This is a genomic window from Pseudomonas sp. CCC4.1 (assembly GCF_035019225.1).
Taxonomy (GTDB): Bacteria; Pseudomonadota; Gammaproteobacteria; order Pseudomonadales; family Pseudomonadaceae; genus Aquipseudomonas; species Aquipseudomonas bubulae.
Genome location: NZ_JASJWL010000061.1, coordinates 15,925 through 27,807, shown reverse-complemented (window position 1 = coordinate 27,807; position 11,883 = coordinate 15,925). Strand labels below are relative to the sequence as shown.

At 62.6% G+C, this 11,883-nt stretch carries 10 protein-coding genes; 8 read left to right on the top strand and 2 right to left on the bottom strand.

All coding sequences use genetic code 11. The annotated features are described in order from the left end of the window. Positions 1-66: 66 nt before the first annotated feature. Positions 67-660 carry a nitroreductase family protein gene (locus QN377_RS19170; protein WP_016780095.1) on the bottom strand — a complete coding sequence of 198 codons (594 nt, stop codon included), beginning with the start codon at positions 658-660 and terminating at the stop codon, positions 67-69. A gap of 155 nt (positions 661-815) precedes the next feature. Here QN377_RS19170 and QN377_RS19165 point away from each other — a divergent pair, with 155 nt between their 5' ends. From QN377_RS19165 to QN377_RS19130, 8 genes are all read left to right on the top strand, one after another. Then, complete coding sequence (locus QN377_RS19165) at positions 816-1,265, top strand: YcgN family cysteine cluster protein (protein WP_016780096.1); 450 nt, start codon at positions 816-818, stop codon at positions 1,263-1,265. A 28-nt stretch (positions 1,266-1,293) separates the two neighbouring features. Then, positions 1,294-2,526 carry a hypothetical protein gene (locus QN377_RS19160; RefSeq protein ID WP_095019345.1) on the top strand — a complete coding sequence of 411 codons (1,233 nt, stop codon included), beginning with the start codon at positions 1,294-1,296 and terminating at the stop codon, positions 2,524-2,526. Between the two features lie 282 nt (positions 2,527-2,808). Beyond that, positions 2,809-2,898: a K(+)-transporting ATPase subunit F gene (gene kdpF / locus QN377_RS19155; RefSeq protein WP_016780098.1), complete on the top strand. Its 90-nt coding sequence runs from the start codon at positions 2,809-2,811 to the stop codon at positions 2,896-2,898. A gap of 8 nt (positions 2,899-2,906) precedes the next feature. Further along, positions 2,907-4,601 (top strand): potassium-transporting ATPase subunit KdpA, encoded by a 1,695-nt coding sequence (kdpA, locus tag QN377_RS19150; RefSeq protein ID WP_095019344.1) that lies wholly within the window; start codon positions 2,907-2,909, stop codon positions 4,599-4,601. Positions 4,602-4,611: 10 nt separating this feature from the next. After that, entirely contained in the window at positions 4,612-6,684 is a 2,073-nt protein-coding gene (gene kdpB / locus QN377_RS19145; protein ID WP_095019343.1) for a potassium-transporting ATPase subunit KdpB, read from the top strand. Between the two features lie 18 nt (positions 6,685-6,702). Next, positions 6,703-7,263: a potassium-transporting ATPase subunit KdpC gene (gene kdpC / locus QN377_RS19140; protein ID WP_095025132.1), complete on the top strand. Its 561-nt coding sequence runs from the start codon at positions 6,703-6,705 to the stop codon at positions 7,261-7,263. A 132-nt stretch (positions 7,264-7,395) separates the two neighbouring features. Beyond that, entirely contained in the window at positions 7,396-10,062 is a 2,667-nt protein-coding gene (locus QN377_RS19135) for a sensor histidine kinase KdpD (protein WP_322213271.1), read from the top strand. A 36-nt stretch (positions 10,063-10,098) separates the two neighbouring features. Then, positions 10,099-10,800 carry a response regulator gene (locus tag QN377_RS19130; RefSeq protein ID WP_095023979.1) on the top strand — a complete coding sequence of 234 codons (702 nt, stop codon included), beginning with the start codon at positions 10,099-10,101 and terminating at the stop codon, positions 10,798-10,800. Here QN377_RS19130 and QN377_RS19125 read toward each other — a convergent pair. After that, positions 10,767-11,816, bottom strand: a complete 1,050-nt coding sequence (locus tag QN377_RS19125) for a patatin-like phospholipase family protein (protein WP_095002166.1) — start codon at positions 11,814-11,816, stop codon at positions 10,767-10,769. The two genes, QN377_RS19130 and QN377_RS19125, sit on opposite strands and share 34 nt — an antisense overlap. Positions 11,817-11,883: the final 67 nt, after the last annotated feature.

Sequence of the window (11,883 nt, the reverse complement as noted above, 5' to 3'; positions counted from 1 at the left end):
AGATGTGTATAAGAGACAGTTCGCGAGCAGGCTCGCTCCCACAGATGAAGTATTCCTGTAGCCGGGTTACAGGCTGAAATCGCCTTCAGCCACCAGCTTGCTCAGCGGTTCGCGCTGGCTTGGCACTTCCTTGGCTTGCAGGTAATCCACCAGGCTCGACTTGTCACCGATCTTGCCGATCGCAACCATTGCCTGGACCTGGTAGCCCTCAGGGATTTTCAGCTCCTGGCGCGCCCGTTCAAAATCCAGACCGCTCATGCCGTGGGTGTGCCAGCCGCTCAGGTGGGCCTGCAGGGCCAGGTGGCCCCAGGCGGCGCCAGTGTCGAAGGCGTGGGTCGGTGCGGGTTTTTCTTCGGTGGTGCCCGGTGCCGCGAAGGTGGTCTTGGACACAATCACCACCAGCGCGGCAGCATGCTTGGCCCAACCCTGGTTGAACTCCACCAGCAGGCTCAGGTAACGGTCGAACTCCGGGGTGCCGCGCAGGGCGAACAGAAAGCGCCAGGGTTGTGCGTTGTAGGCCGACGGTGCCCAGCGTGCCGCCTCAAAAAAGCTCAGCAGGGTGGCTTTGTCGATGGTCGCATCGGTAAAGGCGCGGGGCGACCAGCGCTGGGTAAATTGCTCGTGAATGCTGTGATCGGCTTTACGGCTGCTAGCAGGCATGGCGGTTTCCTGAGGTAAATGTAACGGCTCAATTCAGGGGCTAAAACTACTGGGATGCCGTCAAGCTGACAAGTCTGACGACAAGCCCTTGGCCCGCGGGGTCTTGGGCACTAGACTGGCGGCCTTTTCCACTCCCTGATGTTGATGTTTGAACCATGGCCGCAATCGTTGAACCGTTCTGGATCCGCAAAACCCTCGATCAACTTGATCAGGAGGAATGGGAGTCGCTGTGCGACGGCTGCGGATTGTGCTGCTTGCAAAAGCTCGAAGATGAAGACGACAACAGCGTCTACTACACGCGCATCGCCTGCAAACTGCTCGATCTGAAAACCTGCCAGTGCACCGACTACCCTAATCGTCGTGATTCAGTCCCTGACTGCATTCAGCTGTCGCCGGGCAAGGCCGAAGAGTTCAAGTGGCTGCCGCCGACTTGCGGCTACCGGCTGGTGAGCGAGCGCAAGGACTTGCCGCTGTGGCATCACCTGGTGTGTGGCGACCCGGACGCTGTCCACCATGAGCGCATTTCACAGTCCGGGCGCATGCTGGCCGAAGGCAGCGTGCCTGAAGATGACTGGGAAGATCATTTGATTTTCCGCGCCGGTTAAGTGCCGGAGCGGTTTGCAAGGAGTGTGTATGCCGCTGCGTTATCGATTGCCCCTGGGTTTGCTGCTGTTGCTAGCGGCGGGCCCGCTGTGGGCTGGGCAAAAAGTGGCGCTCGATTACCACGTACAGTTGTTGCCCAAAAGCGATCAGGCCGAGGTGCGGATCACCCTGGCCGAGGGTTCTGCTGTGCGCAGCCTGGATTTCGACCTGGGCGCGCCGGGCAGTTACAGCGACTTCAAGGCCGACGGGCAATGGCAACTGAGCCCCGACCCGGTCCATAGCCGGGGCCTGTGGCATCCGCCAGCGGGCAGTGCCAGCCTGAGTTACCGCGTCCGCCTGAACCAGCCGCGCAAGAACGGCACGTACGACACCCGGATCACGCCTGACTGGGCGTTGTTTCGCGGTGAACAACTGATCCCGCCTGCCAGCCTCGATCAGCAGGATGGGGTCGAGCTGGTGTCGCGGCTTGAATTCGAACTGCCCAAAGGCTGGAAAAGCGTTGAAACCGCCTGGCCGCGTATCGGTAAAAACCGCTTTCGTATCGATGATGTGTCGCGTCTGTTTGATCGCCCCACCGGCTGGATGCTCGCGGGTAACCTGGGCAGCCGCCGCACCACCCTGGGCGAAACCGAGGTCACGGTGAGCGCACCCAAGGGGCAGGGCATGCACCGCATGGATGTGCTGACCCTGTTGACCTTTGTGTGGCCGCAGGTGCAGGCGGTGTTCCCGCGCAACCCGCCCAAGCTGCTGATCGTCGGCGCGGGCAGCCCGATGTGGAAAGGCAGTGCAGCGGGGCGCAACTCGATCTACCTCTATAGCGGTTTGCCGCTGGTCAGCGAGAGCGGTTCAAGTCCGCTGTTGCGCGAAGTGGTGCAGTTGTTCAGCGGCATCAACGATGAGCCGGGGCATGACTGGATCGGCGAGGGCCTTGGCGAGTACTACGCCATCGAACTGCTGCGCCGCGCCGGCGGCATGAGTGATGAGCGTTACCAGACCCTGCAGCACAAGCTCAACGCTGCCGGTAAAAACGTGACCCGCCTGCGCGGTGAACAGGCAAACGCGGCCATGGTTGCGCGGGCAGTCACGCTGTTGCAGGCACTGGACCGTGAAATCCGTTTGCAGACCCACAGCAAGCGTTCGCTGGATGATGTCAGCCAGGCGCTGATGCGCATGGACAAGGTCAATACCGCGAGCTTTATCCAGCTGAGCGAAAGCGTGCTGGGCGGCGCCTCCGAGGTACTGGACAGCCCGCTGTTGCGCTGATCCTAACCCACGTGTAGCAGCTGCCGAGGGACGAAGGCTGCGTCCGGCGGCGTAGCCGTCGTCAATTTGGCCAATGCGGTTTGTCAGTTACACCGCATCTAGATGATTTACGACCGCTTCGCGCTCGAACGCAGCCGCGTTCCTTCGCCAGCTGCTACGGCAGGCATCGCTGCTTTTTTACACCTTCTTTACGCCCCCGCATCCCTCTCGATCTCGATCCTTTACGCCCTGATTCCCCACACTCTCTTCCTACGCGGCAGGTGCCGCCTGGGGAGAGTTGTCATGGGCATTCTGGATGGGGTGTCACTGCTGCTGGCAGTGGCGCTGTTCGTTTATCTGCTGGTTGCGCTGTTGCGCGCAGACCGGAACTAGGAGCGGGTATGCACAGTTATGACTATGGGCTGATGCTTGCCTTTTTTGCCCTGGTGCTGTTGCCCGCACCCTGGCTGGGGCGTTTTTACTACAAGGTGATGGAGGGCCGGCGCACCTGGCTGAGCCCGGTATTGGGGCCCGTCGAAAAGGTCTGCTACCGCATCGCCGGGGTTGACCCGGGCAGTGAGCAAAGCTGGCAGAAGTACACCCTGGCCCTGCTGGTTTTCAACCTGACGGGCTTTGTGTTGTTGTTCGCCATTTTGCTGTTTCAGTCGTACTTGCCACTCAACCCCCAGCAGTTGCCGGGGCAGGAGTGGACGCAAGCGTTCAATACCGCGGTGAGTTTTGTCACCAACACCAACTGGCAGAGCTACAGCGGTGAAGCCAGCCTGAGCTACTTCAGTCAGATGGCCGGGCTGACCGTGCAGAATTTTGTCAGCGCCGCCACCGGCCTGGCCGTGCTGGTCGCCTTGTGCCGTGGTATCAGCCGCCGCTCGGCGCACACGCTGGGCAACTTCTGGGTCGACATGACCCGGGCCACGCTCTATGGCCTGCTGCCGTTGTGCCTGGTGCTGGCGTTGCTGCTGGTGTGGCAGGGCGTGCCGCAAACCTTTGCCCATTACGTCAATGCCGTAACCCTGCAAGGTGCCGATCAAGTAATCCCGCTGGGTCCGGCTGCCAGCCAGATTGCGATCAAACAACTGGGCACCAACGGCGGCGGCTTTTTCGGCGTGAACTCGGCGCACCCGTTCGAAAACCCGAGCGCCTGGAGCAACTTGTTCGAAATGGCCTCGATTATTCTGATCCCGGTGGCGTTGGTGTTCACCTTCGGCCATTACATCAAGGACCTGCGTCAGAGCCGCGCAATCATCGCCTGCATGCTGGCCTTGTTCCTGATCGGCGGCGGCACCGCGCTGTATGCCGAGTACCAGCCGAACCCGGCGCTCAACAGCCCGCTGGTCGAGCAGAGCGCACCGCTGGAAGGCAAGGAAGTCCGCTTCGGCACCACCGGCAGTGTGCTGTGGACCGAAACCACGACCTCGGCCTCCAACGGCTCGGTCAACGCCATGCACGATAGCCTCAACCCGCTGACCGGGATGGTGGCGCTGCTCAACATGATGGTCGGCGAAGTGATCTTCGGTGGCGTCGGTGCCGGGCTCTACGGGATGTTGCTCAACGTGTTGATCGCGGTGTTCCTCGCCGGCCTGATGATCGGTCGCACCCCTGAATACCTCGGTAAAAAACTCCAGGCCAGGGAAGTCCAGCTGCTGGTGGTGACCTTGCTGGTGATGCCGGTGGGGGTGCTGGTGCTGGGCGCGATTGCCGCCGTACTGCCCGGTGCCGTGGCCTCGGTCAGCAACCCCGGGCCCCATGGTTTCAGCCAGATCCTGTATGCCTTCACCTCGGCCAGTGCCAACAACGGCTCAGCCTTTGCCGGGCTTAACGCCAACACGCCGTTCTACAACCTGATGCTGGGCCTGGGCATGTTGATCGGACGCTTCGGTTACATCCTGCCGGTGCTGGCATTGGCCGGCAGCCTCGCGATCAAGAAAAGCGCGCCGATTGGCCAGGACAGTTTTCCGACCCACGGCCCGCTGTTTGTCGCGCTGCTGACCGTGACCATCTTGCTGGTGGGCGGCCTGACCTTCCTGCCGACCTTGGCCCTTGGCCCCATCGCTGAACAACTGACCCAGGGCTTCTGAGGAGACGAAGATGACTATGCCTGCTCCTGTTTCAAAGTTGACGCCAACGCCTGAAGCCAGGGCCCCCGAGTCGCCGAAGACTTCGTTCGCCGATATCTGGCGTCCGGCGCTGTTGCAAGCATTCGTCAAACTCGACCCGCGCCAGCTGCAACGCTCGCCGGTGATGCTGGTGGTCGAGCTGACCGCGATTTTTACCACGGTGCTGTGTGTTATCCCCGAGCCTGCAGTGCCCACCGGGGTGGCGGTGCAAATCGCTCTGTGGCTGTGGTTTACCGTGCTGTTCGCCAACTTTGCCGAAGCCCTGGCCGAGGGGCGCGGCAAGGCTCGGGCCGATAGCCTCAAAGCTGGCAGTGTGGGCTTGAGTGCGCGTCGGCGCACTGCCACGGGCGGCTTTGAAATCGTCCCGGCCACCCGCCTGCGCAAAGGGGATGTGGTGCGCGTCGAAGCGGGGGAGATGATTCCCGGCGACGGCGAGGTGATTGAAGGGATTGCCGCGGTCAACGAAGCGGCGATTACTGGCGAATCGGCGCCGGTGATCCGTGAGTCGGGCGGTGATCGCTCGGCGGTGACCGGCAATACGCGGCTGGTCAGTGACTGGTTGCTGGTGCAAATCAGCGCCAACCCCGGCGAGTCCACTCTGGACCGTATGATCGCACTGGTCGAAGGGGCAAAGCGGCAGAAAACCCCTAACGAGATTGCCCTGGATATTCTGCTGATCGGCCTGACCCTGATCTTTCTGATCGTGGTCGTGACCTTGCAGCCGTTCGCTTACTTTGCCGGTGGCAGCTTGCCCCTGGTGTTTCTGGTGGCCCTGCTGGTGACGCTGATTCCGACCACCATCGGCGGCTTGTTGTCGGCCATCGGTATTGCCGGCATGGACCGTCTGGTGCGCCTCAACGTGATTGCCAAGTCGGGGCGGGCGGTTGAAGCCGCGGGCGATGTGCATGTGCTGATGCTCGACAAGACTGGCACCATCACCTTCGGCAACCGCCGCTGCACGGCGCTGTATGCCTGCCCCGGCGTGACCGCCAAAGAGCTGGCAGAGGGCGCGTTGCGCGCTTCGCTGGCGGACGAGACGGCGGAGGGCAAGTCCATCGTCGAGTTTGTTCGGGGCCAGCACAGCCTGCCCGAGTTACCCGTGTCGGACTTCACGGCCGTACCCTTTACCGCTGAAACCCGCCTGTCGGGTATCGACCACAACGGTCGGGTGTACCGCAAAGGGGCCGTGGATTCAGTGCTGGCGTTTGTCGGCCTCAAACGCGGCGAGCTGTTGCCGGCCCTGTCCCGGGAAATCGACAAGATCGCCCAGAGCGGCGGCACTCCTTTGCTGGTCTGTGCCCAGGGCAAACTGCTGGGCGCCATCCACCTCAAGGACGTGGTCAAGCCGGGTATTCGCGAGCGTTTTGCCGAGCTGCGCAAGTTGGGCATCCGCACCGTAATGGTGACGGGCGACAACCCGCTGACCGCCGCGGCCATTGCCGCTGAAGCCGGGGTGGATGACGTGCTGGCCGAGGCCACACCGGAGAAAAAACTGGCGCGCATTCGCCATGAGCAAAATGACGGCCGCCTTGTGGCGATGTGCGGTGATGGCGCCAACGACGCTCCGGCCCTGGCCCAGGCCGATGTGGGCATGGCCATGAACGACGGCACCCAGGCGGCCCGCGAAGCCGCGAACATGGTGGATCTGGACAGCGACCCCACCAAGCTGCTGGATGTGGTGCAGATCGGCAAGGAGTTACTGGTGACCCGTGGCGCATTGACCACGTTCTCGATCGCCAACGACGTGGCCAAGTACTTCGCGATCCTGCCGGCGCTGTTTGCTTCGATTTACCCGCAACTGGGCGTGCTCAACGTGATGGGCCTGCAGAGCCCGCAAAGCGCGATTGTGTCAGCCATCGTATTCAACGCGCTGATCATCGTGGTGCTGATCCCGCTGGCATTGCGCGGTGTGCGGGTGCAGGCGGCCAGTGCGGCGCACCTGTTACGCCGCAACCTGCTGATCTATGGCGTGGGCGGGCTGGTGGTGCCGTTTGTGGGCATCAAGCTGATCGACATGCTGCTCACCGCGTTGCATCTGGTTTAAGCATTGGAGGGTTACACCATGAGCACTTTTTTACGTCCGGCCCTGAGCCTGATGCTGTTGATGACCGCCATTACCGGCGTGATCTACCCGCTGACCGTCACCGGCATTGCCCAGCTGGCGTTCCCCGAACAGGCCAATGGCAGCCTGGTCCGTGACAGTGCCGGCAAGGTGCTGGGGTCGGCATTGATTGCGCAGGATTTCAGTGGTGACAGCTGGTTTCACCCACGGCCATCGGCGGGAGCGTTTGCCACCGTGGCCAGTTCGGCCAGCAACCTTGCACCGAGCAATCCGGCGCTGGCGACACGGGTCAAGGACAGTGCCGCCCAGCTTGCCGTGCCGGGCCAGGGGCCGGTACCCCTGGCGCTGCTGACCACCTCGGGCAGCGGGCTGGACCCGCACTTGCCACCAGAGGCAATACGCTATCAACTAGCCCGTGTCGCTGCTGCTCGCAGCTTGCCGGTACAGGCTGTTGAACAACTGGTCGCGGAGCATATCGAGCGGCCGTTGGTGGGGCCGCCGGTGGTTAACGTGCTGCTGTTGAACAGGGCATTGGCGCAGTTGAAGAGCCCCTCACCCTGACCCTCTCCCGGAGGGAGAGGGGACTGACCGCACGCGTCTTCAAGAAAACCACATATCAGCTCCCTCTCCCTCCGGGAGAGGGCTGGGGTGAGGGTAAAGCTTTCAGTCACACAATTTATCAGGAACCCCCCCATGACTCATTCCGCCCGCGCCGATGCGTTGCTAGCCGATCTACCGCGCGCAGGCCGTGGCCGGCTTAAAGTGTTTCTCGGCGCGGCACCCGGCGTGGGCAAAACCTACGCGATGCTGCAAGCGGCTCATACGCAACTGCGCCAGGGTGTCGAAGTACTGGCCGGGGTGGTCGAAACCCATGGCCGCGCCGAGACCGAGGCCTTGCTCAATGGCTTGCCCCAGCAGCCCATGCTGCGCTCGGATTATCGCGGCGTGCAGCTTGAGGAAATGGACCTCGACGGCCTGCTTGCCGCCAGACCCAAGCTGGTACTGGTCGATGAGCTGGCCCACAGCAATGCCCCCGGCAGCCGTCACGCCAAGCGCTGGCAGGATGTGCAGGAATTGCTCGCGGCCGGGATCGATGTGTACACCACGGTCAACGTCCAGCATCTGGAAAGTCTCAACGATCAGGTGCGCGGCATCACCGGGGTCCAGGTGCGTGAGACCCTGCCGGACTGGGTTGTGCAGGAAGCCTACGAACTGCTGCTGATCGACCTGCCGCCCCGGGAACTGCTGGAGCGGCTGCGCGAGGGCAAGGTGTATGTACCTGAGCAGGCACGGGCAGCGATTGATGCGTTTTTCAGCCAGACCAATCTCAATGCTTTGCGCGAACTGGCAATGCAGACCGCTGCGGTGTATGTCGACGATGAACTGGACAAGGGCTATCGCCAGCAGGGGCAATCGGCCCCGGCGCTGCGCGGGCGTTTGCTGGTGGGGATCGACGGCGATACCCATGCCGAGCGCCTGGTGCGGCATGCCAGCCGGGTCGCGGAGCGTCGGCATCTGCCCTGGAGTCTGGTGCATGTGGATAACGGCACGGCGCGCGACGAGCAATCACGCTTGCGTCTGCAAAGCGCCCAGCAACTGGCTGAGCGCCTGGGTGGCGAGGTGGTGTTGCTGCGTGCCGGTGAAGTGGCCAAAACCCTGATCCAGCATGCCGGCGAACGCCGTGCCAGCTTGCTGCTGGTGGGTCAGTCGCGGTTGACCTGGCGCCGTCGCCTGTTTGGCGGCGGACTGGCGGCGCGCTTGTTGCGTGACGCCCATGGCCTGGAAATCAACGTGCTCGACAACGAGCAGTCCCCTGTACCTGTCACCAACCGCCCGGAACACTCACTGGTGTGGTTCGACTACGGCCTGGCGCTGCTTGCCACGCTACTGGCCAGTGCCCTGGCCTGGGGAGTATCCAGCGTACTGGCGCTGCCCAATATCTCCCTGGTGTTTCTGGCTGCCGTGCTGCTGGTGGCCGTGCGCAGCAGCCTGGGGCCAGCATTGGCCTGTGCGGCGCTGTCATTTCTGGCCTATGACTTCCTCTTTATTCCGCCCAATTTCTCGTTCAGCATCCAGCGCGAAGAAGATGTGCTGACGTTGTTGTTCTTTCTGTTGATGGCGGCGCTCACTGGCAAACTGGCGGCTCGCCAGCGCCGGCAGTTGCAGGCCTTGCGCGACACTCAGCACGAAACCACCGAGCTTCTCGACCTGTCACGCAAGCTTACCGCCGCGACCGACCGCAAGGCTGTGGTCAATGCTGCCGGGCAGCATTTGAGCGGCTGGAAAGAGCTGGACATATGCCTGCTCAATCGCGATGGCAATGGCGGCTGGGACGTTGAAAGCGGCGGGCCGTTACAGTTCTGCGAAGCGGAGCGCGCCGCTGCTGACTGGGCCTGGGCCCACGACCAGCCTGCAGGCAAGGGTACGGGCACTTTGCCGATGGGCCGTTGGTGGTGGTGGCCGATCAGCGCCGAGGAGGGGCCATTGGCCTTGCTCGGCGTGTGCACCAGACAGGGCCATTCACTAACTGGCCAGCGTCGTCGGCTACTGATGGCTTTGAGCCAACCCCTGGCCCAGGCACTGGCGCGCGCGCGCTTGGCCCAGGACCTGGAAGCGGCCCGCCTGCACGGCGAAACCGAGCAGTTGCGCAGCGCACTGCTGGCATCGGTGTCCCATGATCTGCGCACACCGCTGACCAGCATGCGCGGCAGTATCGACACCTTGCTGGCCCTGGGCGAGGCGATCCCGTTGAGCGATCGCCGCGAGTTGCTCGAAGGCACCCGCGATGAGGCCGAGCGTCTGGACCGCTACATCCAGAACCTGCTGGACATGACCCGCCTGGGCCACGGTGCGCTCAAGCTGGCGCGCGACTGGGTGTCACCTGCCGACATTGCCGGCAGCGCCTTGAACCGCTTGCGTGCGGTGCTGGCGCCCTTGCAGGTGCAGGTGGATGTTGCGGCGCAATTGCCGCTGTTGCACGTGCATGGCGCCCTGATCGAGCAGGCGCTGGTCAATGTGCTGGAAAACGCTGCGCGCTTTTCACCTCCCCATGGCCAGTTGCAATTAACGGCGGGAGCCGATGAAAGCGAATTGTGGTTTGCCGTCAGTGACCAGGGCCCGGGGATCCCCGAGGAGGACAGGGTGAAGATTTTCGATATGTTTTATACCGCCGCACGGGGCGATCGCGGCGGGCAAGGCACGGGCCTGGGGCTCGCCATCTGCCAGGGCATGGTGGGGGCCCACGGCGGGCGGGTCAGCGTCGGCGAAGGCATCGGCGGGCAGGGTACGTGCATTACCCTGTATTTGCCGTTAAGCCTTCAACCGTGCCCCGAGAATGAAGGGCTGGAAAGTGAAGACTGATATTCTTTGACTATCCCTCTATTGCGGTAACAAGTCATGAGCCAGAGCGCGACCATTTTGGTCATCGACGATGAACCGCAGATTCGCAAATTCCTGCGTATCAGCCTGGTGTCCCAGGGATACACCGTGCTGGAGGCCGCGACCGGGGCCGATGGCTTGAGCCAGGCAGCGCTCGGACGGCCCGATGTGCTGGTGCTCGACCTGGGCTTGCCGGACATGGATGGCCAACAGGTACTGCGCGAGTTTCGCGAGTGGTCAAATGCGCCGGTACTGGTGCTCTCGGTGCGCGCCAGCGAAGCGCAAAAAGTCCAGGCACTGGACGGCGGGGCCAACGATTACGTGACCAAACCCTTCGGCATCCAGGAGTTTCTGGCACGAATCAGGGCCTTGTTGCGCCAGGCGCCTGTGGGCGAAACCCGGGAGTCGGCGCTTGAACTCGGCCCCTTGACCGTCGACCTGGCGTTCCGCCGTGTGCTGCTCGATGGCGTCGAAGTGGCGCTGACCCGCAAGGAATACGCGGTGCTGGCGCTCTTGGCGCGTCATCCGGGGCGGGTCATTACCCAGCAGCAATTGCTCAAGGATATCTGGGGCCCGAGCCATGTCGAAAACAGCCATTACCTGAGAATTGTCGTTGGCCATTTGCGCCAGAAACTGGCGGATGATCCGACCCGGCCACGGTATATCGTGACCGAAGCCGGGGTTGGCTACCGGTTGTTGGACGCCTCGTCCTTTTCGTAACGGTCCAGGGTGTCTTTTGCAATCAGGCGGCCCAGGGCGATCAGCTCCTGGGCTTTGTAGAACTCGAAAAACCGGCACACCCGCTTGGGCACGTTGATCAGGATATCGGGCGGGTAACCGGCGATCTTGTATTGCGCCAGTGAAGTCTGCATGACCTCGAAGCTCTGGTTGATCAAGTCCAGCAGCGAGGCCGGGCCGACGTTGTCGATGATCACCGAGCCGGTGGCTGACTTGGGCGAGCCCTCTTCAGCGGCAGGGGAGGCGGTTTGCGGTGTGTCGAGCCAGGGATTGGGCTTTGCCTGGGCCAGCGGCTCGGCCTGGGGGTTGAGCAGTTCCTGTTCGAGGTTGAGCAAGTGCTCGGCCTGTTTGTTGCGAAACGGCATGCGCGAGCCCAGCGAACTCATCAGGTTGTCAAAGCGCCCCTTGAAAGCCGCCGGGCGCTGGATCACCGGCAACTGGTAGTGGCTCTGGTGGGTGGAGTTGAGGTTGACGGCGACGATCAGGTCGCAGTGGCTGGACACCACCGGCACGATGGGCAGCGGGTTGAGCAGGCTGCCGTCCACCAGCATGCGGTTGCCCTGCATCACCGGGGTAAACAGGCTGGGGATCGCTGCCGAGGCGCGCATGGCCTGGTGCAGGCAGCCCTCCTGAAACCAGATTTCCTGCTGGTGGGTGAGGTCGGTGGCGACGGCAGTGTAGGGGATGCGCAGGTCCTCGATATTGATTTCACCGACCATATTGCGGATCTGGCCGAAGACCTTTTCACCGCGAATCGCTCCAAGCCGGAAGCTGACATCCACCAGGCGCAGCACATCGAGGTAGTCCAGGCTTTGAATCCAGTCCCGGTACATGTCCAGTTTGCCGGCGGCGTAAATCCCGCCCACCACTGCGCCCATCGAGCAACCGGCGATACAGGCGATTTCATAGCCGCGGCTTTCCAGCTCTTCAATCACGCCGATATGGGCATAGCCCCGGGCACCGCCGGAGCCCAATACCAATGCAATACGTTTTTTCATGAACCCCACCTTCGCCTGACAGTCACTCACAATGCCTTTTTGTGACCCTGAGTGACAGCTTTTGGCA